This is a genomic window from Hymenobacter segetis, from assembly GCF_054776495.1.
In genome coordinates, this window is the sequence record NZ_BAAHBV010000001.1 from 2,397,761 (window position 1) to 2,420,945 (window position 23,185).

The 23,185-nt window shown below is 60.3% G+C and carries 21 protein-coding genes; 7 read left to right on the plus strand and 14 right to left on the minus strand.

Going from position 1 to position 23,185, the window contains the following annotated elements:
• Positions 1-140: 140 nt before the first annotated feature.
• From ACYU70_RS09995 to ACYU70_RS10035, 9 genes are all read right to left on the minus strand, one after another.
• Positions 141-2,705 carry a DUF5916 domain-containing protein gene (locus ACYU70_RS09995; protein WP_342296910.1) on the minus strand — a complete coding sequence of 855 codons (2,565 nt, stop codon included), beginning with the start codon at positions 2,703-2,705 and terminating at the stop codon, positions 141-143.
• Between the two features lie 309 nt (positions 2,706-3,014).
• Positions 3,015-3,713 carry a DUF4097 family beta strand repeat-containing protein gene (locus tag ACYU70_RS10000; RefSeq protein WP_342296908.1) on the minus strand — a complete coding sequence of 233 codons (699 nt, stop codon included), beginning with the start codon at positions 3,711-3,713 and terminating at the stop codon, positions 3,015-3,017.
• Positions 3,714-3,896: 183 nt separating this feature from the next.
• Positions 3,897-4,664: a DUF4097 family beta strand repeat-containing protein gene (locus ACYU70_RS10005; RefSeq protein ID WP_342296906.1), complete on the minus strand. Its 768-nt coding sequence runs from the start codon at positions 4,662-4,664 to the stop codon at positions 3,897-3,899.
• 144 nt (positions 4,665-4,808) lie between these two features.
• On the minus strand, positions 4,809-5,657 hold the full coding sequence (locus tag ACYU70_RS10010) for a HEAT repeat domain-containing protein (RefSeq protein WP_342296904.1): 849 nt from the start codon (positions 5,655-5,657) through the stop codon (positions 4,809-4,811).
• A gap of 4 nt (positions 5,658-5,661) precedes the next feature.
• Positions 5,662-6,210, minus strand: a complete 549-nt coding sequence (locus ACYU70_RS10015) for an RNA polymerase sigma factor (RefSeq protein ID WP_342296902.1) — start codon at positions 6,208-6,210, stop codon at positions 5,662-5,664.
• A gap of 194 nt (positions 6,211-6,404) precedes the next feature.
• Positions 6,405-7,214: a DUF4097 family beta strand repeat-containing protein gene (locus ACYU70_RS10020; protein ID WP_342296900.1), complete on the minus strand. Its 810-nt coding sequence runs from the start codon at positions 7,212-7,214 to the stop codon at positions 6,405-6,407.
• Between the two features lie 76 nt (positions 7,215-7,290).
• The gene (locus tag ACYU70_RS10025) at positions 7,291-8,172 is read right to left on the minus strand and encodes a DUF4097 family beta strand repeat-containing protein (RefSeq protein WP_342296899.1); all 882 of its coding nucleotides are present in this window, start codon (positions 8,170-8,172) and stop codon (positions 7,291-7,293) included.
• Positions 8,120-9,034, minus strand: coding sequence for a HEAT repeat domain-containing protein (locus ACYU70_RS10030; protein WP_342296898.1), 915 nt, complete (start codon positions 9,032-9,034; stop codon positions 8,120-8,122). The genes ACYU70_RS10025 and ACYU70_RS10030 overlap by 53 nt, the downstream gene beginning before the upstream one ends.
• A 10-nt stretch (positions 9,035-9,044) precedes the next feature.
• The gene (locus ACYU70_RS10035; RefSeq protein ID WP_342296897.1) at positions 9,045-9,596 is read right to left on the minus strand and encodes an RNA polymerase sigma factor; all 552 of its coding nucleotides are present in this window, start codon (positions 9,594-9,596) and stop codon (positions 9,045-9,047) included.
• A 302-nt stretch (positions 9,597-9,898) separates the two neighbouring features.
• Here ACYU70_RS10035 and ACYU70_RS10040 point away from each other — a divergent pair, with 302 nt between their 5' ends.
• Positions 9,899-10,276: a hypothetical protein gene (locus tag ACYU70_RS10040; RefSeq protein WP_342296895.1), complete on the plus strand. Its 378-nt coding sequence runs from the start codon at positions 9,899-9,901 to the stop codon at positions 10,274-10,276.
• Positions 10,277-10,365: 89 nt separating this feature from the next.
• Here ACYU70_RS10040 and ACYU70_RS10045 read toward each other — a convergent pair whose 3' ends face one another.
• The 5 genes from ACYU70_RS10045 to ACYU70_RS10065 form a co-directional block, all read right to left on the minus strand.
• Positions 10,366-10,719 (minus strand): hypothetical protein, encoded by a 354-nt coding sequence (locus ACYU70_RS10045; RefSeq protein ID WP_342296892.1) that lies wholly within the window; start codon positions 10,717-10,719, stop codon positions 10,366-10,368.
• 64 nt (positions 10,720-10,783) lie between these two features.
• Entirely contained in the window at positions 10,784-11,755 is a 972-nt protein-coding gene (gene uvsE, locus ACYU70_RS10050; protein WP_342296890.1) for a UV DNA damage repair endonuclease UvsE, read from the minus strand.
• Between the two features lie 177 nt (positions 11,756-11,932).
• Positions 11,933-12,631, minus strand: coding sequence for a carboxypeptidase-like regulatory domain-containing protein (locus ACYU70_RS10055; RefSeq protein WP_342296889.1), 699 nt, complete (start codon positions 12,629-12,631; stop codon positions 11,933-11,935).
• Positions 12,632-12,747: 116 nt separating this feature from the next.
• Positions 12,748-13,419 (minus strand): hypothetical protein, encoded by a 672-nt coding sequence (locus ACYU70_RS10060; RefSeq protein ID WP_342296888.1) that lies wholly within the window; start codon positions 13,417-13,419, stop codon positions 12,748-12,750.
• Between the two features lie 228 nt (positions 13,420-13,647).
• Complete coding sequence (locus ACYU70_RS10065) at positions 13,648-14,886, minus strand: metallophosphoesterase (RefSeq protein ID WP_342296886.1); 1,239 nt, start codon at positions 14,884-14,886, stop codon at positions 13,648-13,650.
• Between the two features lie 126 nt (positions 14,887-15,012).
• On the opposite strand from ACYU70_RS10065, the gene radC reads away from it, so the two are divergent.
• The 6 genes from radC (at position 15,013) to ACYU70_RS10095 (ending at position 23,140) form a co-directional block, all read left to right on the plus strand.
• Entirely contained in the window at positions 15,013-15,771 is a 759-nt protein-coding gene (gene radC / locus ACYU70_RS10070; protein WP_342296885.1) for a RadC family protein, read from the plus strand.
• A 10-nt stretch (positions 15,772-15,781) separates the two neighbouring features.
• Positions 15,782-16,393, plus strand: coding sequence for a DUF1684 domain-containing protein (locus ACYU70_RS10075; protein ID WP_342296883.1), 612 nt, complete (start codon positions 15,782-15,784; stop codon positions 16,391-16,393).
• Between the two features lie 105 nt (positions 16,394-16,498).
• Positions 16,499-18,934, plus strand: a complete 2,436-nt coding sequence (gene pheT / locus ACYU70_RS10080) for a phenylalanine--tRNA ligase subunit beta (RefSeq protein WP_342296882.1) — start codon at positions 16,499-16,501, stop codon at positions 18,932-18,934.
• A 308-nt stretch (positions 18,935-19,242) separates the two neighbouring features.
• On the plus strand, positions 19,243-22,254 hold the full coding sequence (locus ACYU70_RS10085) for a M16 family metallopeptidase (protein WP_342296881.1): 3,012 nt from the start codon (positions 19,243-19,245) through the stop codon (positions 22,252-22,254).
• Positions 22,255-22,510: 256 nt separating this feature from the next.
• On the plus strand, positions 22,511-22,807 hold the full coding sequence (locus tag ACYU70_RS10090; RefSeq protein WP_342296880.1) for a hypothetical protein: 297 nt from the start codon (positions 22,511-22,513) through the stop codon (positions 22,805-22,807).
• A 39-nt stretch (positions 22,808-22,846) separates the two neighbouring features.
• Entirely contained in the window at positions 22,847-23,140 is a 294-nt protein-coding gene (locus ACYU70_RS10095) for a cell division protein ZapA (protein ID WP_342296878.1), read from the plus strand.
• Positions 23,141-23,185 lie beyond the last annotated feature (45 nt).

The window sequence follows — 23,185 nt, forward strand, 5'->3', positions numbered from 1 at the left end:
GGCTTTATTACAAAAAAGTCCCCTGTCAGCACGGCAGGGGACTTTTTTTGCTTTTGTCATTCCGACGCAGGAGGAATCTGAGGAGAGTATTCCAACAATTTTATCCAGATTCCTCCTGCGTCGGAACGACAAAGCTCTGCCTAGCGGTGGTGCTTCAGCGTGAGGTAATCCAGGTAATACAGCACCTTCACCGACAGCGAGTTATTGTGCGGCGTGTTGATGGTGTTGTTGAAATTATCGAAGAACTGCGGCGTGGCCTCATTGGCCTGCAAATAGGTGGAGCCGGCGTTTTTCCAGACCACGCTGATTTGTGAGCCGGGCGCGAACCACCACGAATACACCGCGTCGATGTTGAAGGCGTTGTAGGTGTTGTCGCGGTTGCGCTGGTAGGCGGCGGATTGCTCCTCGCCGTTCTTGCCGAGCGTGGTGAAATCGAGGTAGCGCACGTTGCTGGTGTAGTGGCGCAGGCGCAGCGTGAACGACATGCGGTTGGTGAAGGTGTAGGCCACCGAGGCCACGTTGGCCACCGTGGCCACGTTGCGGCGGCCCAGCAGAATCTGGCCCGCGAAGGGCTGGTCGAGAGCTTGGCCGGCGTCGAGGCCGCCGTTTACGTAGCCGATTTGGTTCTGGCGCAGGCTCCAGTCCACGCTGTAGCGGAAGGTGAGGTGGGTGTTCACGCGGTAGCGCGGGTAGAAGCCCAGGCTGTAGCCGGTGCGGCGGGCGCGGGTTAGCCGGTCATCCAGGCCGTAGCTCTGGAAACCGGCGTTCCAGCTGATGGCCACCGGCTTGCGCGAGTCAGAGTTGAAGAAGAATGTGAACCGGGTATTTTCAGGCACCCGCACGTAGTATTCGCCCAGCGTGGCCGTGCGCGGCTCGTAAAAATCGTGCGTCACCGGGTCCACGTTCAGGTCGAAGCCCAATTGGTTGAAGCTCTTGGTGAAAGTGGTGTTGGCCCCGAGGTAAAAGTTGAGCGCCTGATACAACGTCGGCTTGTAGAGCAGCGAATGCGTCACGTTGCCAAATACATACAGGTTATTCACCTTCCAGAAAGGCTGGTACTTGCCGTAGCTCAAATCCAATGATTCGGTGATGTTGTTGTTGCCGAATAGGATGCCCAAATCGTTCGGGTTGTAGGTATCAGATTCGATGCCGTGGCTCAGGTTCCAGGTGAAATTGCCCGAGATTTTGCCCACGCCCACGCGGTATTTGTAGCCGTCTTGGTCGTTGATTTGGTTGGTGTTGCCGAATTCCGTGCCCCGGCGGCGCGAGTAAATGGCGCGGCCGTCGATGGCGTAGCGGTTGGCCTTGTTGGCGAAGCGGAAAAGGCCGCCGGTCACGTTGGCATCGTAGGTGCTGCCGGCCCGCGTCACGTTGGTATTGATGAGGCTGAGGTAGGAGTTGTTTTTCAGGCTCTGGTCGAGCACGGCGATGTTGTAGTTCGAGAACGGCTGCGTTAGCACCTGGCGCTCCTGCCCGGTTTCGGTGTTGCGGATGGTGGCGTAGGTGTCGTTGCTCAGGGCGTTGAAAATGCCCACGCCCAGCCCCTTGCTGGTGCGGCCCGAGACTTTGGTGGCGTTCAGCAGCGGTGTTTCGGATGGGTTGCTCGTGATGATTTCATTGGTGCCCGCCGTCACGCCATAAAAGCCCACCGGCGTGGCCCCTACCCTTCTCGAATAGAACAAATTGCCCTTGTTGAACAGCTCGGTTCCTTCCGTGAAAAACGGCCGGTTCTCATTGAACTGCACCTCGAAGGGCGAGAGATTGAGCACCTGGTTGTCGCTCTGCACCTGGCCAAAATCGGGCACCAGCGTGGCATCCAGCGTAAAGCTTTCGTTGATGCCCCACTTCAAATCGGCTCCGCCATTGAAGCGGGTGGTGAGCTGTTTGGTACCGTCGGCGCTCAGCGGGTTGTGGTTCACATAGCCCGACACGTAGGGCGTGAGGGAGAGGCGCAGCGGCGGCTTCACGCCTTGCACGCCTGTCAGGTCGCCCCACTGGTTCACGAAACCGTCGACCTGCGGCTTCACTTCGTTCCAGAAATACGCCGCGTTGTCGCGCTTGCGCTGCCGCATAAAGTTCAGCCCCCAATGCTGCACATCGGCCGTACTGAAACGGATGGCGGAGTACGGAATCCGCATTTCGGCCACCCAATCGGTGCCGCGCAGCGCGGTGCGGCTTTCCCACACGGCGTTCCAATTGAAGTCCTCGCCGCCGGCCGGCGAGTAGCGGGCATCCATCTGCACACCGCCAGTAGTCACAAAAAAGGCGTAGCCGTTGAGCTGGTCGTGGTAGGTATCGAGGAAAATTCCGATAAAGTCGGTATTACCGAAGTTGTCGCGCGCCGTCAGTTCACGCGGAATGGAATCCTGCGATACATCGTGCATAATGGCTCCCACGTAAATAGCGGCATCGTCGTAGAGCACGCGCACTTCGGTGGGGTGCTTCTCGTGCGGGCCGGGCTTGGGCCGGTTCTGGATGAAATCGGTGGCCGGCAGGGCCTCGCGCCAGACGGCCTCGTCCAGCACGCCATCGAGCTTGATGGGCTGCGCGATGCGCAAGGCCGCCAGTTGGCGCTTGGGCGCGGCCGTGGCAGCATCTTTGGCATCAGCAGTGGCCGCCGGGGTTTGGGCCAGGGCCGGCACAAGCGCCAGCCCCAGCATTGCAACCAACAAGAAACAAGTGCGCAGAAAGAAGGTGTGTAGCATGGTGAAAGGTGGTTAATTGCGTTCAGGAGCTGTTCAGGAGGGATTTTGAGGCCTGCCAACAATGGGCTGGGGCGGGCTGCGGCCGGCGCACACTCACCAGATGGGCGGGCCATACCTCTCCCATCCGGGCCGGTTTGCAGACCAGCGCGGGCGGTGCCCCAGCTCCATTTGTCAGGAATTTGGCGCGGTTGCCGGGGCATTAAAACCCCAGTATTTTTCGCGGCAAATCATTTTAGTCAGGCAATGAAAATCCCATCTGGCAGCCTTTGTGGTGCCATTTCGCGTGGAAACTCCGCATGTTGGGATTGGTTACTTCCGTTTGCGGAAATAAACGTCGTTGCTGATGGATTCCAGCTTGACGAGCGGGCCGCTGCCGCTGAGCGTGCCGTGGAGCTGGTAGCCCACGATGGGATTTTTCCGCATCTCGTTATTGAAGGCAATATCCTGGTCGGTATAAACCTCGCCCGTGATGGTTTTGAGCGACAGTTCCGCGCCTTTCGATGCCGGCCAGGCCACGTCCACAAAGCCGCTCAACGACTTTGCCTCAATGGAATTGTTGAAGCCCACGATGTCCACGTTGCCGCTGTAGGTGTACACGCGCAAGGCCACGTCGGCGGGCAGCGTGATTTCGTAGGTGATGTCGTCGCACACCTGCTGGCCGTACCACATGTTGCGGTCGCCGTTGGTGCCGGGGCAGTCGCCGGGCTGGGCCTTCCGCAGCATTTCCTTGTCGAAATCGGCGGTTAGCTTCAGCTCGTCGCCGGTCTGGTTCAGGTCAATTTGCAGGGCATCGTTCAGCCGGTTCGAGTTGATGCTGACGGTGGCCTTCATGGTCATTTTGCCCGCCGCCCCGGCCCGGATGCGGATGCTGCTGGCCTGCTTCAAATTCAGAAACACGCGCTGGCCGGCAGTCAGATTAGCGGATTTCTCGATGATTTTCTGAGCCGAAACCGACTGGCGGGCGGCTGTGGCGCACACCAGCAAAAGGAGGAATAGGAACTGGCGCATGGTGTTGAAAGAATGGGAGTGAAAGGTGGAATTAGGTATTGGTAGTGGGTCAAAAAAGAACGTCATGCTGAGCGCAGCCGAAGCATCTCTACCGCTTCGTTGCTCCGATTGAATTACTAGCGCGGTAGAGATGCTTCGACTGCGCTCAGCATGACGGGTTGGTTAACGTTTTAGCCGACAGCTCTACTTCGCTTTCCGCACGTAGATATCGCCGCTCACCGTCTTGAACGACACGGTGTTGCCACCGCCGTTGATGTTGCCATCCACCACCTGGCCACCGATGTGGTTCAGGTTGTCCTGGCTTTTCAGGTTCATGTCGAAATCAGTGTAGATTTCGCCTGACACGGAGCGCAGCTTCAGGGTGGCTTTGGTGTTGGTGGGCATGCTCACATCCACATCGCCGCTCACGGTGGAGATGGAACTGGGGCCCTGGCGCATCGGCGCGAAACGCACCTGAATGTCGCCGCTCACGGCGTTGGCCACCACGGGGCCGGCCACATTCTTCAGGCTGATGTCGCCGCTGGTCATGCTCACTTCGATGTCGCCGTTCAGGTCGCGCATCACTAGGTCGCCGCTGCCGTTCCATCCGGCCTGTTTGTATTGCACCGAGGCATTGCGCGGCACCCGAATGAGGTAGCTGGCATCCTTGCGCGAGGCCCGGGTGATGCGGACCACATTGTCCTGCTGCGTTACCGAAAGGCCAAGTCTGGTGTTGTCAACGGCCGAGTTGTAGATGGGGCGCAGGCCCTCGGCGCGCTTGGGCGGCTCTTCGAAGCCGTCGCCTTTTATCACCAGCTCGTTGCCGTCAATGCCTTCCACGGTCACGTCGCTACCCTGCATGTCGATAACGACTTTGGGGTCTTTGCCGTTGAGCTTGGTTTTGAATTCCTGGGCGTGGCCGGAGTGAGTAAGTAGCAGGCCCGAGAAGGCGAGTAATAGGAGCTTATTCATGGTATTTGAGAGGATTAGACATTATTGAGGCAATCTGGCCGTAGGGCGCGGGGCTTGTCCCCGCCCGTCGTTGCACGTATTGCGGTTGAGTCGTTCTGGCGGCGGGCGGGGACAAGCCCCGCGCCCTACACCGAACTGGGTTATTTAAATCAGTTTGCCGATGCCGGCCTCGGCCTGCGCCCGCACCACGGGCAGGGCATCGGCCTTTTTGGCGAGGCGCTGGAGTTGGGGCACGGCCCGGTGCACCCGCAGCGATACCACCATGTCAATCAGTGCAATCTGCACATTGGGGTCGGTTTGGATGGGCAGCGAGTTGGCCAGGCCTTCGCGCACGCCGGGGGCATCGCGGAGGCGGTAGAGGGCTTCGCAGGCCGCGAGGCGCACGTTGGGGTTGGGGTCGAAGTTGAGGGTATTGAGCAGTACCTGCACCGTGGCATCGTCGGGGGCGGCGGCGGGTTTGGTGGCGTTGGTCACCAGTTGAATCCGGTCGCTGGCCGACACGGGGCGGCCGTTGTCGTTGGTCAGGGCGTTGGCCAGGGTAGTGGGGGCGTTTTTCTCGGTGGTCGTGGCCACGCTGTTGACATTGCTGCCCCAGTGCAGGTTACGGCCGAGGAACACGCCGGCGGCAATCAGGACGATGCTGGCGGCGATGCGCAGCCAGTTATTAGCCAGCGCGGTGGGCCACATCGAAACCACTTTGGCTTCGGGCTGAATAACCGTTGGAGCAGCAGACGCTTCAGGGTTCAGCTGCTGCTTTTGCTGCTCCAGCATGGCCATAAAGTTGGCGCGGAGGGCCGTGCGGGGCACTTCGGGCAGGGCGGCATCGAGGTCGTCAGAGAGGGCGCGGAGCTGAGTTACCTGCAATTGGCAGGCGGGACAGATGGCCAGGTGGGCGGCCACGCGGTCGGCTTCGGCGGCCGGCAGGCTGCGCTCGACGTAGGCCGGCAGCAGGGCTTCGAGCTCGTGGCAGGCAGAAAGTTCGGGCGTTTTCATGGACTTAATTGGCGAAATAGATTTTGCGCAACGCTTGCAGGGCGCGGTGCGCTTTCACGCGGGCGGCTTCGGCGGTGCAGCCCAGCAGCTTCCCGATTTCCTCGTAGCCAAACCCCTGGAAGCGGTTCAGGACCAGGATTTCGCGCTGCGGCACGGGCAGCATATCGAGGGCTTCGTGCAGGTCGTCGTGGTGGTTGTTAACCCGCATTTGGGAGAAGGCCGCGCCGCGCAGGCCGCCGGTGCGCTCCACTTCGTCCACGTCCACATCGGCGGCGCGGAGCTTTTGCTGGCGCTGCCAGTAATCGGCGTGCACGTTGCGGGCCATCTGGTACACCCAGGCTTTGAAGGGCTGGGTGGGCTGGTAGCTGCCGCGGTATTTGAGGATGCGCTCGAACACGGTTTGGGTGAGGTCTTCGCTGGTTTCGCGGTCGTTGGTGAGGCGGGTGAGGTAATTGAACAAGGGCCCATGATAGCGCTCGAACAGCGGCACCAGCTGGTCAAGGTCGTCGGCCCGGACGGCGGCCATCAGTGCTTCGTCGCTCGTGGTTTCCACGGAAGGTGTTTAGGGGTTGGAATGAAAGGAGTACCGGGAGTTGGCCCAGACGTTACAGAGGGGTCCAACTTTTTTTTTCGGGAAGGTCGGGAATAGCGGTGCAAATGCCTCTTAAAACCGAAAAGGCCCCAGCAGGGCGGCACTTGTTGGCGCAAGTGCCGCCCTGCTGGGGCCTGAAAATTTGCAATGCGGCTTTACCTCGCTTTCCGCAGGAAAATGTCGCCGTTGAAGGTTTTCAGCATCACCTCGGGGCCGCCGCCGTTCACTTTGCCGTAGGTCCAGTCGTCGGTGCTGAGGCGGGAAAGGCCGTTTTGGCTGGTGCGCGTGACTTTAGCGCTGCCTTTGTCCACGGCCACGTCAAAGTCGCTGTACACATCGCCACGCTCCGATTTCATTTTGAGCGCCGCCTTGATGGAGCCGGGAAATGTCACATCAACCTTGCCATTGAGCGTGGAAAAAGCCATGGGCGCGCCCGCCGTCACGCTTTTGAAGGTGACAATCAGGTTGCCATTTACCGTGTTGGCTACCGCCGAGCCGGCCACCTGGCTGAGCTGAATGGCCCCGTTCACGTTGGTTATTTCCAGCTCGCCGGTCACATTGTCGACGGTGATATCGCCATTGTTCACGGTGCTGAGCTTGAGCGAAAAATTCTGGGGAACCTTGATGGTCAGGTCGACAGGGTGCTGGTAGGAGTCAGTGGTGATTTCGACGTGGTTGTTCTTTTCCTCGGCCGTCAGGTTGAGGTTGTTGGCGGACGAGAGGCGCTTCATGCCGTTGGTTTCGGCCTTGCTGGTGGGGTGCCGGTCGCCCTGGCGGGCGCGGGCCACGGCGTCAATCATCACATCCTTACCGCTGTAGCCAGTTACGTGGATGAAGCCGTTCACTAGGCTCAAATCCAGCGAGCCGGGCTTACCGGGGGCACTCAGGGCCACATTGAGCTGTTCTTTGGCGTCCTTTTCGGAATCCTGAGCGCGGCCGGGCAGGGCACTGGCGAGCAGTAGCATGCTCAGAGCCAGAAAGCGTGAAATGCGCTGCGGTGATATTTGGAATGAAGTATTCATCGGGGTATTGATTGGCTAATTAGAGTTTGGTGACGGTCACGTCGCCGTTGAGGGTTTCGAAATGCAGGTCGGGGCCGCCTTTGCCGATGCGCACGGCCGTGTCCTTGGTCAGCTTGTAGACGGTGCCGCCGCCGTGGCCTTCCCGGTTTTTGGTGACCTGCACCGGCAACATCTCGGCATTGGGGAAATTGGTGTAAAACTCGCCGTGCATGCTCTTGAAGTGCATATCGGCCGCGAAACTGGCTGGGTATTTCACCCGAATCTGGCCGTTGATGGTGTGGTACGACGACGCGCCGGGTGGATTGGCCGCGTAGGTGGCGTCCACGTTGCCGTTCACGGTGCGGGCCTCGGTGCTGCCCTTCACGTTGGTGAGGGTGATGGGGCCATTCACGTTGAAAACGTGCAGCGGGCCGGTCACGTCCTGCACCTTCACATCGCCGTGGTTGATGGTCGCAACATGCAGATTGAGCTGGTAGGGCACTTTTACCACGAAGTCGAAATCGTAGCGGTAGTCGATGTCCTTGTGGTTCCAGTTGCGGCGGTCGTTGTTGTGGGGCCGCGAGTCGTAGGGGCCGGTCAGGTACACCACCACGCTGTCGCCGCGCTGCGTGAAGCCCAATTGCGCCTCGGCCTTGCCGATTTCCAGCGTTTTGGCATCATCTGCGGTAATGGTTTTGGTGGCTTCCACCAGCACCTTGTTGCCGGCGTAGCCCTGCACCATCACCGAGCCGCTGATGTTGTACAGGGCCAGCGTGCTGCGCGCGGCATCGGCCGTGAGCGTGAATTCCTTGCTAATCTGCTCTTTGAACTGCGGGCGCAGGCTGGTCTGGGCCTGGCAGGCGGTGGCGCTACACAGCAAGAGCAGCGCGGGCAGGCTGAGGAGAAAGTTGGGGCTGGTCATGGCGTTGGGGGGTTGCGGGGTCGGCGGGCTGGCCGTCGCTCAGGGTTTGAATGCTTTGTTCGATTTTGCTTTTCACCATGTCGTCCAGGTTGGCCTGTTTCAGCAGCCGGCGCAGCGGCTGCACCGAGCGACGCTCCTGCAGCTGCACCATGGCATCGGCCAGGGCGGCCTGCACCAGCGGCGATTCCTGCTGGGCCAGGGCGTGCACCAGACCCAGCCGCACGGTGGCATCGTTCTGGGCCAGTGGCGTGAGGGCTTCCAGCGTGGCCAGCCGCACGTTCACGTTATCATCGTGGTTGAGGGTGCTCAGCAGGGCATTCACCACCTTGGCATTGGGGTCGGGCAGCTCCTTGGTGTAGCCCACGGCCCGCAGCCGCTCAGTAGCCGAAGGATTATCGATGAGCGAGAGCAGCATGACCTGGCGCATTTCGCCCACCTGGGCGGACAGCGCGGCCAGTTGCTGCTGGTCGGCGGCGGGGGCAGGTTTAGAACCGTTATTCAGCCAGTAGCCGCCCAGCAGGCCCACGCCCAGCAGGCACAGGCTGTAAGCCAGCCGCAGGGCCGGGCGCGGGATGGGCAGGGCCTTCAGCCACGCCAACAGGCCCCGGAGCGAATAATCGGGCGTGGTTTCCAACTCTTCTTTGAAGGAGGCTAGCTTAGCATAGAATTCGGGCCGCGCCTGCGGACCGGGCTCCGGCACGGGCACGCGGCCCAGGGTGTGCCACACGCGTTCCACGGCTTGCAGCTCTTCGCGGCATTCGGCGCAGGTGGCCAGGTGAGCGGCCAGAGCTTCGTGCTCGGGGGCCGACAGCTGGCGGCTTAGGTAGTCGACCAGCTGCCCTTTGGTTTCTTCGCAGTTCATGGGCGATGGGTCAGTTTTCAATGCGGAGGAAAGTCGTTTTTAATTCGTTCATGGCGCGGTGCACACGCACCTTCACGGCACCTTCAGTAGTGCCCAGCACGCGGGCTATTTCGGCATATTTCAATTCCTGAAACCGGCTCAGAACCAATATTTCGCGGTCTTCGGGCCGGAGGCGGTCCAGGGCCTCGTGCAACTGGGCCACGTCCTGGGCCTGTTCCAGGCCGGCATCGGCGCTGAGGCCGCCGGGCAGGTGCTCGGCCATTTCGGCCACGTCGGTGTGATGGGCGGCGTGGCGGTTTTTCTTTATGAAATCGGCCAGCACGTTGCGGGCCAAGTGGTACATCCAGGTGCGGAATTCGCCATCGCTGGTAAAGGTGTGGCGGTATTTCAGCATGCGGTAGAACACAGTTTGCACGAGGTCATCGCAGCTGGCGGCACGGCCCAGCATGTGGTAGAGGAAGCCGAATAGCGGCCGGTGGTAGCGCTCGAAGAGCAGGCCCATTCGGTCCACGTCGCCGGCTTTCACCCGCAGCATCAGCGCATTATCCGTTAGCGAGTCCAACCTAAAAAAGGGGGTTTTAAGGGTATTTGGATGTGGACACCGAGCCCGCAGCGGAAGGTTACAACAGAAGGTCAACATTTTTCAGTGTTGACCACCAGTCGGCCCCAATCACGCCAGCAATTTCACATATAACCCTCCTATAATATCAGACCATCTCACCAGGACCAAAGGCACGATGCCCAATGGCAAAGGCACGACTATCAGGCAATAACTTTTTGCGGCTCAGCGCCGTAACAAGTTGTCAGCCGGCAGTTTTTAACCGAAGCGGTTGGCTTTTTTTGGCTCCTCTCCCCACCTCATCCATGAAATACTCCCTCCTACTCGCCGGCCTGTTGTTCGCCGCCACGGCCCAGGCCCAAACCGTGCCCTTCGACCCCTCGGCCCCCGTGCGCGGCGGCAGCCAGGGCCAGACCACCGTGCCCCCCGTGAACCCCGCCCTCAACCAAAGCACCATCCAGGGGCCGCCCGATATGCAGCGCACTCCTACTAACCGCGACGCCCAGCCCACCCGCCAGCTCGACGACCGTGGCTTCTCGCCGGCCGCCACGCCCGAAATGTCGCCCAACACCGTGCCCGATGTCCGGGAGCAGCCCATCATTAAGGACGACCGCCGCCGGCAGTCTACCGAAGTGGTGCCCAGCCGTTCGCGCCGCAGCTCCAGCAGCAACATTCGGAATTAGATTTCCCGCCTCACACTTAGCCCAAAAAAGCCCCGCCCGATATTTCGGACGGGGCTTTTTTAAAGCTGATTCTTAAGCTGAATCAGAGGCTATTTCTTGCTTTTTTCGGCGTGGGCCAGCAGGTCGCCGCCGTGGCGATGCAGCAGGTCGGCCAGCTCGGTGAGTGGCTTTTTCAAGTCAGCCGGGGCCTGGGGAATTATTTCGCTGGTTTGGTCACCCAGCATCGAGAGCGAGGTGCCGATGGCGTGCGCGCTCAACGCCCCGCTGCTGAGCAGCGATTGCAGGTTACCGATTTCGCGGGCAATGTCCTGCAAGCCGGGTTCGCCACTTTGCAGAAACTGGTGCTGCCAGGTTTCGGTATTATCCATGGCCGAGCCCAGGGGCAGGCTGGTGAGGCCGTTGCGCAAGGCGCTGACGGTGGCGAGGAGGTGGTCGGAATTCATGTTCGGGGAGGGAGAAAAGGTGTTGGTCGAAGTGAAACAGCGGGCCGGACCGGGAGTTTGCCGCCTACCCTACTGCTTTGGCTACGCGCCGGGCTTTGGGCACGGCCGGCAGCGTGAGGGGCGGGCTGGGAATATCGGGCGCGGCGGCGCTCAGGCCCAACTCGCGCAGAATGGCCACGGCGCGCAGAGCGCTGGCTTCCTTGTTTTTTATTTCCAGCATGACATCGAAATCATGGCCGTGGAGGTGGGTGAGGAACTCACGGAACCGCTCATCCACCAAGTCATCGGTATGCTTGCCCTTGCGCTCGCCCAAAGCCTGCGAACTGTAATCCATCATGGGCACGCCGTCGGCGGTGGGGTGCCAGGTAGCGGCGGCCAGGCGCAGGGCCTCGGCCATGGGCTCGCCGTGATTGAGGCACTCGTGGTGGAAATTATCGAACAGGATGGGCACGCCGGTGAGCTGGTGCAGCTCCAGGCAATCGCGCAGCGGATACAGCCGGTCGTCGTTTTCGACCACCACGCGGGCTTTCACGGCTTCGGGCAACGTAGCGTGTACCTGGGCAAACCGAATCATCGCCTGTTCCCGCTCCCCATACAACCCGCCCACGTGAATCTGGAGCTTGGCCGTGCCATCGAGTCCCATCAAATCCAGCATCGAGCCTTGGTAAACCAGCTCCTGAATGCTGCGCTGCACAATGTCCGGGCTGGGCGAATTCAGCACCACGAATTGGTCGGGGTGAAAGCTCACCCGCAGATTATTAGCCTTGATGTAGTCGCCGATGGCCCGGAAATCAGCCGCAAAATGCGTCTGCCAGGAATAAGTATTGATGGGATGCGAGCCAAACGGCACGATGCTGGAGCCGATGCGGAAAAAGAGCAAGCCTTGGGCTACGTTCCATTCCAGCATGCGGCGCAGGCAGGCCAGGTTGGCCGTCACGGCCGCAATCAGCCGCTCTTCCGAATACGAGGCCAGCCGGAACGTATTGCCCGAGCTACAATCCATCGCCTCATTCACGCAGGGATACCCAATTCTCATACCCCGGCTTACGCGGAAATCCAGCCAGGAGTTAGAACTTACAAGCGTCTGTCATCCTGAGCGCAGCGAAGGACCTTATCAAGGCTACATCTTTTGAACGTTTCTGCAAGCTGTTCTTTGGTGATAAGGTCCTTCGCTCCGCTCAGGATGACAGGTATTTTAATGCTTAACTGCCCTCTACGGCTGGTAGCCGCGATTATCCAAAAACGCCTTGTTGTACTCGGCCCGGGCTTTGCGGGCTTTTTCGGCGCGCTGCTCGGCTTCAATCTGCTCCATTTTGCGGCGCTGCTTGCCCTCGCGCGAGAACTGGTCGTAGAGCAGGCTCACAGGGCTGGCGATGGTGGGAATGGGCGCTTTGGGGGCCGTGGAGTCCACGGCAAACAGCGGTTTGGGCTTGGGCGGGCGCTTGGCCCCGCTCACCACCGGCGGCGCGGGCCGCTTGATGTTGCGCAGCGCCCGGTTGATGATGGCACGGTCGGGCCGGTCGCCCACCACCTGCACATCGCCCAGGCGCACACTGTCGCGGGCCAGCTGAATGCGCACCACCAGCTGCGACAGGCCCGTGCCGCCGAGCGCCATGCGCTGCGCCTTGTAGCCCAGCGCCCGAAACAAAACGGTATCCGTGGGCAGCGCGTCGATGCTGAAATCGCCGGTGGTCGTGGTCACCACGCCGCGCTTCGTGCGCACTACCTGCACCGTAGCGCCCGGGATGGGCAGCCGCGTCCGGGCCTCCGAAACACTCCCGCTCACGCGCACCGTGGGGGCCAGCTGGGCCTGCGCCCGGCCGGCCAGCAGCCACAGCGTCAGCAGCAAGCCCAGCGCCCGGCCCAGCTTGGGCCAAACGGCCGGCACACAATACTTTACTTCGAAACCCATTAATCCTTAAACGCAACGCAACCACAAAGTAGCAACCCAACGAGCCAAAAAAAGCCCGCACCGTTGCAGGTGCGGGCTTTTCAGCGATGATTTGGCCGATTGCATCGACCAAACCCCTAGTTTTTGGTTTTGGTGCCGTCGGCGTCTTTGGTTTTCACCTTGCCGTTTTCCTTCACCTTGATTTTGCTGCCGTCCTCGGCTTTGGCCTTCATTTTCGACACGTCGGTGCCCATACCGCTACCCGTGCTGTTGTCGGTAGTGGTGGTAGTGGTGCTTTCCGTGGTGGTCATCGACGAAGCCGGGGCGGCCGAACTCGACGTGGTGTCGCTCATCGAAGTGGCCGACGAATTATTGTCCGAGTAGTTGCTGTCGTCGTAGGTCGAGCGGCTCGACTCGTAGGCCTGGTACTGGGTGGGGTCCACAAAAATCACCTTGAATTCCTGGTCCTCGTTTGCGCGGGCATCGCGCATGGCGGCGGCCATGCCGGTGGTATCGGTGGTGTACTTGGTGCGCAGCTCGTTCATGCGCTTATAGCGGTTCACATACACGGTGCGGATTTTGGTTTTCGTGGCCTCGTCCGTGATTTTCATGTTGGCCACCATTTTATCAGCAATTTGCTGGGCACGGGCCTCAATCTGGGCATCCGTCAGCGGAGCCGAGGTCGTGGTGGTAGTCGTGGTAGTGGTGCCGTCGGCGGGCACGGTGGTCACCTCGGTGGTTTTTTCCTGCGAGCAGGAAGCGAGGGAAAGGGCAGCAGCGCCGGCGAGAATCAACAGGGAATTTTTCATAAATTCAGAAAGAGGGAGTTGAAATGCAAACCAAAAATGGTTTGGGGGCGCTTTACGGCAATGGTGGCGTGGATGTTACCTCGGCTTTAATTCGCTGTAAAAAAGAACGTCATGCTGAGCGTAGTCGAAGCATCTCTACCACGAGGGTAAATCCTGTCGATTGGATTACCGCTGCGGTAGAGATGCTTCGACTACGCTCAGCATGACGTTCTTTTTTATCGTTCTCTGTTAAGCGCGGCGCAATTCAAACACCGTGATTTCCGGCAGGAAACCCACCCGCCCGGGATAGCCCAAAAAGCCCAGGCCCACGTTCACGTACAGCTTCTGGCGGCCCTGCTCGTAGAGGCCGGCCCACTGCTTGTACACGTATTTCACGGGGCTCCATTTCATGAATGGCAGGTTCACGCCAAACTGCATGCCGTGGGTGTGGCCGCTCAGGGTCAGGTCGATATCGGGATAATTGAGGACCTGCGCCTCCCAGTGCGAGGGGTCGTGCGAGAGCAGAATTTTGAACGGCGCGTCGCCGCTGGCGGCGTGGGCCTGGGCCAGGTTGCCGTGCTTGGGGAAGTTGGCGTGGCTGCTCCAGTTCTGCACGCCGAGCACCGAAATTTTGTCGGGGCCGCGCATGATGGTGTGGCTGGTGTCGTTGAGCAGCGTCCAGCCCATTTTGGCGTGGTTCTGCATCAGGCGCTCCAGGTTGGCGCGCTTCTCGGCGGGGCTTTCCCAGGCCACGTAGTCGCCGTAGTCGTGGTTGCCGAGGCTGGAGAAAATGGGCAGCTCGGACTTGATGCCCGATAGGGCCGGAATGTGAGGCTCCACCTCCGTGGCGCGGTTGTTCACCAGGTCGCCGGTCATCAGGATGAGGTCGGCGCCCTGGCGGTTTATCATGGCCACGGCCCGTTCCAGCGGCTCGGTCGAGTTGAAGCTACCGGTGTGCAAGTCGGAGATTTGCAGCACTTTGAAGCCGTCGAACGCCGGCGGCAGATTGGGGTAACGCAGCGTCACACGGCGCACGGTGTAGTCGGTGCCGCCCTTCACCATGCCCCACAGCAGCGCAAAAAACGGAATGGCCCCGATGCCCAGCGCCAGCTTGGCCAGGAATTCGCTGCGCGGAATAGCCACCGCCTCCGTGCCCGCCGGGCGGCTGGCCGAGCTCATAGCCCAACGCGCTAGCCGCGTCACGTCTTCCAGCAGTAGCGGGATGAACATTAGCAGCTTGGCCCCCAGCAGCAGCACGGGCAGGCTCATGAGGTAGCTTTTGAGCTGAATATTACCCGATTGTCGGGTGGAACCAGCCCAGCCGGCAAGCATCCAGCTGCCCACCGTGAGCAGCCAGTAACTGATGGCCGCCGCCCGCCGTGCCCCGGGCGAAAGATGCTGCACCACCGTACGCACCGCCTGATAACCATACCATTCGGCCAGTACCACCACGGCCAGCACCAACCACAAAACCAACGGATTTCGCATAAAAATCTTCTCTTCGAATTACGCCGTCGCGCCACGATGCAGCCACAGCCTCGGGGCTTAAACGCGCCCGGCCGGCTTTTGCTTTACATTTAATGCACTTTTTACATTCTACCGCCGCCCTATCGCATGGAACCCGCCGACGACCTCCCGCAATTCGATGCCGCTACCCTGCCGGGTACGACCCCGGCCTACGTCGCCCCCGCCGCCACCGGCATCAAGAGCTGGGCCGAGGACGACCGGCCCCGCGAAAAGCTGATGGCCAAAGGCCGCGCCGCCCTCTCCGATGCCGAGCTGCTGGCCATTCTCATCGGCTCGGGCACCACCAAACTCACGGCCGTGGACGTGGGCAAACTCATGCTGCAAGGCGTTGGCAACGACCTCAATGCCCTGGCCCGCGAGAGTGTGAAGCAGCTCTGCCGCCACCCCGGCATCGGCCCGGCCAAGGCCATCACGGTGGTGGCCGCGCTGGAGCTGGGCCGCCGCCGCAAGGAAGCCGATGCTGCCCCGCGCACAACCATCACCTGCTCGCGCGACATCTATAATTTAATCCGGCCGAATCTGATGGATTTGCCGCACGAGGAATTCTGGGTAATTCTGCTGAACCGGGCCAACGTGGTGATGCGCAAAACCGCCATCAGCCGGGGCGGAGTGGCCGGCACCGTAGCCGACCCCAAAATGATTTTCAAAGAAGCCCTAGAGCAATTGGCCAGCAGCATTATCCTGGTGCACAACCACCCCAGCGGCAACCGCAACCCCAGCGCCGCCGACATTCAGCTCACCAAGAAGCTGAAAGAAGCCGGCAATTTCCTGGATTTGCCCATTCTCGACCACCTCATTTATTCCGACCAGGGTTACTACAGCTTTGCTGACGAGGGCATGCTGTAAAACAAATAATATGATTAAGAAAATAGCACTGGCCGCCGCCATTATCGGCATTATTCTCTATTCGCTGAATGACGCCAAACCAAATAACAGCGTCTATTTAGCGCAGTTAAATAAATTCCGCAGCGAAAAAAACCGCAGCTTTCGGCAATCAGAAGAATCACCAATTGCTACCGCGCAAAAGGCGCAATTTGATAGCCTGAAATACTATCCTGGCGATTTGGCCTTCGTGCCGCACGCCGATATTTCACGCACCGAGAACCCCGATACCACGCTTATTCAAATGAGCGATAATAAAGCTGAGAAATACCTGAATTGGGGATTGGTAAAATTTCGCATTAATAATGCGCCGCAACAATTGCGCGTTTATCTGAAAGCCAACGGCCGCGATTCCACGCTATTTATTCCCTTCACCGACCTCACCAACGGCCACGAAACCTACGGCGGCGGCCGCTACCTCGATGCGCCCATTCCGAGGCTGAACGAAACGGAAATCGAGCTCGATTTCAACCGTGCCTACAATCCGTATTGCGCTTATAATAACGAGTACAGCTGCCCGGTGCCGCCGGCCGAGAACCGGCTGCAAGTCGCTATTCCGGCCGGCGAAAAGTCGTTTCACGACTAAATACCGGGTTGGCCGGCGGCATTTCCGAGGGGCTTGCCGGGGTTTGTACCTTTGTGGCAGTGCCCGCCCGCCGGGCCATCGGCTCCGAATAACTGAATCCTTCTCATGCGTATTTCCCTCGACTGGCTTAAAACCCTCATTCCTACCGATAAACCTGCCGCCGAGATTGGCGCATTGCTCACCGGCTCGGGGCTGGAAGTGGAGAGCGCCGAGGAGCTGGAAAGCATTCCCGGCGGGCTGCGCGGCGTGGTGCTGGGCACCGTGCTCACCCGCGAGCCGCACCCCGATGCCGACAAGCTCAGCCTGACCACCGTGGACGTGGGCGACGGTACCCCGCGCCAAATCGTGTGCGGCGCGCCCAACGTGGCCGCCGGTCAGCGCGTGGTGGTAGCCTTGGAAGGTGCCACGCTCTACCCCGCGCAGGGCGAGCCGTTCAAAATCAAGAAAAGCAAGATTCGCGGCGCAGCCTCCGAAGGTATGATTTGCGCCGAGGACGAAATTGGCCTGGGCCAGTCGCACGCCGGCATCATGGTGCTCGATACCGAGCTGCCCAACGGCACACCTGCCGCCGACTACTTCGGCCTGGGCTCGGATACGGTGTATGAAATCGGCCTCACGCCCAACCGGGCCGATGCCGCCTCGCACTACGGCGTGGCCCGTGAACTGCGCGCGCTGCTGCGCCAGCCCTGCCATTTGCCGGACGTGAGCGGTTTCTCCGCGCCTGCTTCGGCAGCATCGAATATCAACGTTACTATTGAAGACATCGAGGCCAGCCCGCGCTACGCTGGTTTGCTGATGGAAAACGTGCAGGTTGGCCCCTCGCCGGAGTGGCTGCAACGCCGTTTGCGCAGCATTGGCCTCTCCCCTATTAATAATGTGGTGGACGTGACCAACTTCGTGCTGCACGAGCTGGGCCAGCCCCTGCATGCCTTCGATGCCGAACAGATTACCGGCGGTCAGATTCGCGTGAAGCGCGCCGAAGCCGGCGAGAAATTCGTGACGCTGGACGGCATCGAGCGCACGCTGAAAGCCGAAGATTTGGTAATTGCTGATGCCAATGGCGCGCCGATGGCGCTGGCCGGCGTGTTCGGCGGCAAGACTTCGGGCGTGAGCGAAAGCACTACCCGCGTGTTCCTGGAAAGCGCCTACTTCGGCCCCGCCGCCGTGCGCCGCACATCGCAGACGCACCAGTTGAAAACCGATGCTTCCTTCCGCTTCGAGCGCGGCACCGACCCCAATATGGTACTGGTGGCGTTGCAGCGGGCGGCGCTGCTGCTCCAGGAAGTGGCGGGAGCGACCATCGCCGCGCCTATCGTGGATGAGTACCCGGCCCCCGTGCCGCCTGTCACCGTGCGCCTGCGCCTGCCCCGCGTGGAGCGGCTGGTGGGCCAGTACATCGCGCCCGAGCGCATCCGGCAGATTCTGACGGATTTGGACATCGAAATCACCGAAGAAAACCCCGATGCCGGCGACCAGGACACCTGGACGCTGACCGTGCCGCCCCACAAAGTGGACGTGACCCGCGAGGCCGACGTGATTGAGGAAATCCTGCGCATCTACGGCTACAATAACGTGGCTTTGCGCCCGAACAACTCGGCTTCCTTCCTGGCCAAATTCCCGAACCCCGACCCGGAGGTGACGCGCGTGAAAATCGCCTCGCTGCTCAGCGGCCAGGGGTATTCGGAGATTCTCACCAACTCGCTCACCAACTCGCTTTATTTTGAGAAGGAAGGTGAGGCGAATAACGCCCTGGTTCGCATTCTGAACTACAACAGCGTTGATTTGAACGTGATGCGGCCCACGCTGCTGCACTCGGGCCTGGAGATTATCCGGCACAACATCAACCGCCGCCAGCGTGATTTGAAGCTGTATGAGTTCGGCAAAACCTACTCACAGAACGAGAACGGCAAGTATCAGGAAAAGAACAAGCTGGTGATTTACCTGACGGGCAACGCTGATGGCGAAACCTGGCAGCACAAGTCGGAAAAAGCCGCTTTCCACAACCTGGCCGGGGCGGTGCAGCAGGTGCTGGCGGCGCTGGGCTTTGGCGGGGCGGCTTCGCAGCCGGTGCAACACGAATATCTGGCGGGCGGCCTCGCGCTGCTGGTGCACAACCAGCCGGTGGCGCAGCTGGGCGCGGTTTCGGCCTCGGTGCTGAAGCGGCTGGACGTGACGCAGCCGGTGTGGTACGCCGAGTTGGACTGGGACGCGCTGAGCAAGAAATACAAGCCCACGCTGGTGGCCCGCGAGCTGTCGAAATTCCCGGAAGTGCGGCGCGACTTGAGCATCGTGGTGGACTCGGCGGTGACGTTTGACCAGCTCCAGCAAATTGCGCGGCGCACCGAGAAAAAGCTGCTGCAAAGCATCAATGTGTTCGATGTGTACGCCGGCGAAAACCTGGGCGCGGGCAAAAAATCCTACTCGGTGAGCTTCACCCTGCAGGATTTCAGCCAGACGCTGAGCGAGCAGGCCATCGACCAGGTGATGCAGAAGCTGATTCAGCAGTTTGAGAAGCAGGCGGGCGCGCTGATTCGGAAGTAAACTTTATTGAACAGTTGATTAGAAAGCCCCTAATCCTGTCATCCTGAGCGGAGCGAAGGACCTTATCACGTTTGAACGAATTGTTCACGAATGGTAAGGTCTTTTGCTCCGCTCAGGATGACAGGACTAGGGTTTTTTTCAATTACTATCCGGCGCGGGCGTAATCCTGACGCAACCCTGACGATGTAGCCATTGCCCTTGCCGCGCAAGACCAACCGCAGCGACTATTGCCGCGCGGGTTGTGTCCGAAGCTGTAAGTTGCAGCCTGATTTGCTTGCCTTACTTCCACCAATCCCCTTTTCCGCAGAATGAACCTTCGTTTCCTGTCCACTCTGGGTCTGGCGCTGATGACTACCGTCAGCTTTGCCCAGCAAAAACCGGCGGCCAAAGCGCCCGCTACCAAAACGGCCCTGGCCACCACGCCCGGCGGCACCAAGCTGGTGGAAAAAGTCACCAAGCAGCCCGGTCAGCTCGTCATTCCCTACGAGAAGTACGTGCTGCCCAACGGCCTGACGCTCATCGTGAGCGAAGACCATTCCGACCCGCTGGTGCACGTCGATGTGACCTACCACGTGGGCTCGGCCCGCGAGCAGATTGGCAAATCGGGCTTCGCGCACTTCTTTGAGCACATGATGTTCCAGGGTTCCGACCACGTGGGCGACCAGCAGCACTTCAAGCTGGTGACGGCCGCCGGCGGCAACCTCAACGGCAGCACCAACCAGGACCGCACCAACTACTTCGAAACGCTGCCCAGCAACCAGCTCGAAACCGGCCTGTGGCTGGAGGCCGACCGCATGGGCTTCCTGCTGGATGCCGTGAGCCAGAAGAAATTTGAAATCCAGCGCTCGACGGTGAAAAACGAGCGCGGCCAGAACTACGACAACCGCCCCTACGGCCTGGCCAGCGAGTACATCTCGAAAACGCTGTACCCCTACGGCCACCCCTACTCCTGGCTCACCATCGGCTACCTCGAAGACCTCGACCGCGCCGATTTGCAGGACCTGAAAAACTTCTTCCTGCGCTGGTACGGCCCCAACAACGCCACCCTGACCGTGGGCGGCGACGTGAAGCCCGCCGAAGTGGTGAAGCTGGTAGAGAAATATTTCGGTCCCATCAAGCGCGGCCCCTCGGTGCCAGTGCAGAAGCTGCCCGAGCCCGTACTCACCGCCGACCGCTACGTGAGCTACACCGACAATGTGCGCTTCCCAATGCTGCAAATGGTGTTTCCGACGGTGCCCCACGGCCACCCCGACGAGATGCCCCTCGACGCGCTGGCCGATATACTGGGCGGCGGCAAAACCTCGCTGCTCTACAAAAACCTGGTGAAAAACCAGAAAACCGTGCAGGCCCAGGCTTACCAGCAGAACTCGGAGCTGGGCGGCTTCTTCGATTTTGTGGCCCTACCCTTCCCCGGTAAAACACTGGATAGCACGGAGGTTATCATCCGCAACACGTTGCGGGAGTTTGAGAAAAAGGGCGTGACCGACGAGGACGTACAACGCTTCAAGGCCCAGACCGAGGCCCAGAACGTGAGCGGCCTGGCCAGCGTGCAGGGCAAGGTGAGCCAGCTCGCCGCCAACCAGACCTTCTTCGGCAACCCGAACTACATTACCGTGGAAACCAAGCGTCTGCAAGCCCTCACCAAGGCCGATGTGCAGCGCGTGTACGACAAGTACATCAAAGGCAAGCACGCCGTGATTCTGAGCGTGCTGCCCAAAACCGGCAGCGTGGCCGCCGCCAAGCCCGACAATTACACCATCGACAAAGCCGGTTACAAAGCCCCCGACTACGGCTACAACAACCTGAAATACACGAAGGCCACCGACACCTTTGACCGCAACAAGCAGCCCGCATCCGGTGCCAACCCGGTGGTGAAAGTGCCCGCCCTCTACCAGGAAACGCTGCCCAACGGCCTGAAAGTAGTGGGTACCCGCAATAGCGAGATTCCGGCCGTGACCATGCGCCTGACCATTCGCGGCGGCCACCGCCTGGAGCAAGCCATGCCCGGCAAGGCCGGCATTGCCGAGCTCACGGCCAGCATGCTGAACGAAGGCTCGGAGAAGTACACCGGCGAGGAAATCTCGGCGGCGCTCGATAAGCTGGGCTCGTCGGTATTTGCGAATGCCAACGACAACGAAACCACCGTGTACGTGCAGAGCCTGACCAAAAACCTGCCTGCCACCATGGCCCTGCTCGACCAGCGCCTGCTGCACCCGCGCTTTGATGCCCAGGATTTTGACCGTGTGAAAAAGCAGCAGCTGGAGAAAATCGCCAACTTCGCCAACCAGCCCGCCGTCATCGCCGACCTCACCTACAACCGCCTGCTCTACGGCCAGAACAACATCGCCGGTACGGCCGTGGCCGGCACCACCGCCTCGGTGAGCAGCCTCACGCTGGCCGACGTGAAGGACTACTACAACAAGTACTACGCGCCCAACGTGAGCTACCTCGTAGCCGTGGGCGACGTGGACCAGGCCACGCTGGACCCGCAGCTCGGCTTCCTGAAAAACTGGGCCAAGAAAGACGTGACCATCCCGGCCGACGTGGCCGGCGCGCAGCCCGACAAGACGACCATCTACTTCGTGAACAAGCCCGGTGCGGCGCAGTCGGAAATCCGGGTGGGCTACCTGACGGACATGAAGTACGACGCCACCGGCCCCTACTACCGCGCCTACTTGGCCAACTACCTGCTCGGCGGTGCCTTCAACTCGCGCATCAACCTGAACCTGCGCGAGAACAAGGGCTACACCTACGGCGCGCGCTCGGGCTTCGCCGGCACGCGCTACGCGGGTCCGTTCACGGCCCAGGCCGGCGTGCGCGCCGATGCCACGGCTCCTTCGGTGAAGGAATTCATGAGCGAGATTTCGAACTACCCGAACGGTATTTCTGATGAGGAGCTGGCCTTCGTGCAGTCGTCGGTGGGCCAGAGCGATGCCTTGAAGTATGAAACCGGTCAGCAAAAAGCCGGCTTCCTGGCCCGTCTGGTGGAGTACAACCTCGACCCGACTTACGTGAACCAGCAAACGGAAATCCTGAAGAACCTGAAGAAGGAAGACGTGCAGGCCATCGCCAAGCAGTACCTGCCGGCCGACAAAATGGCCATCGTGGTGGTAGGCGACAACAAGCAGCTGCCCGCCCTGCAAGCCCTGGGCTACCCCGTGGTGGAGCTGGACATGGAAGGCAAGCCCGTGGCTGCCGAAATGATGAAAAAGCCCATGACCACCCCCACGGAAATGGCCGCGCCGGCGGATGAGAAGATGAAGAAGCAAATGGACGACGGCAGCAAAATCAAAACCAAGACCAAAAAGGGCAAGTCGTAAACATCAACTTGTCGTTGGCAACGACGAATAGAACGTCATGCTGAGCGCAGTCGCAGCATCGCTACCGTGCAGCTAATCCTAACTATTGGATTATTACTGCGGTAGCGATGCTGCGACTGCGCTCAGCATGACGTTCTTTTTTGTGGCTCTTTGCGGTTGCAACTCAAACCGCGCTGAACCACAAGCCGCGAGCAAGCGTCGGGTAAAGCGTAGCTTTCGGCCCGTCGCGTTATCTTCACCCAAAATTTATTCGCCCGTGGCCTCTTCCCAACAGCTTGCGCAACTCGACCGCCTGGAGCGGCAGATTACCACCTTAGTGGCTGCCTATCAGCAATTGCGTGAGGAGCTGGCCGATGCCAACACCACCGTGCAGCAGCTCCGCGCCGACGTGCGCGAGAAGGACCGCCTGCTGAAGGAGCGCCAAAACCAGGAAAATATCGTTAAACTTGTACACACCATAGCTGGGGAACCCACCCACGCCAACGAACTTAAACTGCGCCTCAACGAATACATCCGCGAACTGGACAAGTGTCTTGCCTATTTGAGAGACTAAACCGAACGACCCTCACCCCCAGAGCCTAACTATCGCCGTATGAGCGAACTAGCCATCAAAATTCGTATTGCTGACCGGGACTATCCCATGCGCGTTGACGTGCAGGATGAGGAACGGCTGCGCCTGGCGGGCCGCCTGCTGGGCGAAAAGCTGCGCGAATTCAAAGAAGGCTATGGCATTCAGGACAAGCAGGACTTGCTGGCCATGGTTGCGTTGGCCACGATGGCCGACCAATTGAAAGTGAGCAAGGAAAAGGATGGCACCGATGCGGCGCTAACCGAACGGCTGGCTCGTTTCGACGAGCTACTATCCGGCGTGGTGCTGGCGGGGTAATACCCCCGACTGGCACGCACACAACTCGTTGGCCCGGCAGGGCGG